The organism is Enterobacter cloacae complex sp. IR5428 (assembly GCF_049238585.1).
GTDB classification, from domain to species: domain Bacteria; phylum Pseudomonadota; class Gammaproteobacteria; order Enterobacterales; family Enterobacteriaceae; genus Enterobacter; species Enterobacter intestinihominis.
The window spans coordinates 1-1360 of record NZ_JBMKHV010000037.1; the positions used below are offsets into that span (position 1 = coordinate 1).

The following is a 1360-nucleotide window of genomic DNA, read 5'->3' on the forward strand; positions in this document are numbered from 1 at the left end:
GAGAAAGGCATCACAGGAGAAAATGACGATGTGCACACCCGGACTTACCGCCCCTTTAGCTGCGGCGGCGAAAGCCGTTACGTCATTTTTTACGTAAGACATCGCGCCGTTACGTATCCCAGATACGTAACGGCTGCCGCCTGAAAAAGGGTTCATTTTTTTTGAATCTGTCCTGTTTTTTTTCCCGTGCCGGCATCAGCTGCAGGACGTCCTGCAGCTGATGCCGGCCGCGTTACAGAATTATAAAAAACAGTGACTTATATAATTCCCTCCCTGATTCTCTCTCTTTCAAAAATTCTGAAGCCCTGCACCGCAGGGCTCCAGCTGTCAGCAGTCCATCAGCCAGCGGTGCGCTTTTGAGGCCGCTGCCGCCGCTTTAAAGATGTAGCGCTTGTCTCCCTTCAGGGCTTTCAGCCAGGACGCGATATAGCTTTCATGCTGCACCTCTCCCGTAATTCCCAAATCCGCCATCAGAAACGCGCTGCCCAGCTCGGCGATCAGTTCCTCAAACGCATACGCCTCAGAGCCAAACTTATTGCCTTTTTCACGATTGAGGCGGGACGCTGCCCCCGTCCAGTGAACCAGCTCATGCAGGCCGGTGGCGTAGAAGTTCGCCGCGTCCGCGAAGCGGAACCGCTCTGGCAGGACGATTTCATCGGTGGCCGGACGATAGAACGCCTTTACGCCCTGCTCGGTGATTTTTGCCCCGCTCCGGGTCATGAGTGCTTCCGCCTGCGGCAGCGGATCGAAACCGGCAACCGGCTGCGGCACGCTCTCGATGCTCAGGCCGTCGATTTGCTCCACGTTAAACACGGTAAAGGCTTTCAGCATCGGGATTTTTTCGATTTCCCCGTCCTCGTCCTCTTTCTCCAGAGTCTTGTAAAAGATGGCCGTCGTGCCGTGTTCACCTTTACGAACCTGGCCGCCCAGCTCCTGCGCCTGTTTGTAGGTCAGCCAGCGCTCGTCCTGAAAACCCTGTTTTGCCGCACTACACCACAGCAGCATGATATTAATTCCGCTGTATGCCGTGCCGGTGCTGAAGTTGGCCGGTAATCCCGCCGCTGCGCCGTTGCGAACCCACGGGCACACCCACGGTTTAACGCCGCTTTCCAGGGCTGCAATGATGCTGTCCGTTACGGTCTGGTAAAGGTCTGTTTTGACTGCGCCAGCACGGGCTTTGCTTTTGCCCCTGGAAAATTTCGTTTTTGAGGAGCCTGACTGCTCCAGCGGGGATACGCTGGTCGCCTGTGAAGCTTTAGGGGCGGTTGTCTGAGTGTGCAGGTTCATCGTCATGGCTGTTTCTCCGTCAGTGTGAATTTCGTCTTCGTATCGCCTGACGGTTCGGCCTGCCCGGAGTCGT

Annotated in this window: 1 protein-coding gene; it reads right to left on the reverse strand. The window is 56.0% G+C overall.

Features of this window, described 5'->3' with window-relative positions; genetic code table 11:
• Positions 1–327: 327 nt before the first annotated feature.
• Positions 328–1293: an ArdC family protein gene (locus ACOTXC_RS22650; RefSeq protein WP_001776122.1), complete on the reverse strand. Its 966-nt coding sequence runs from the start codon at positions 1291–1293 to the stop codon at positions 328–330.
• Positions 1294–1360: the final 67 nt, after the last annotated feature.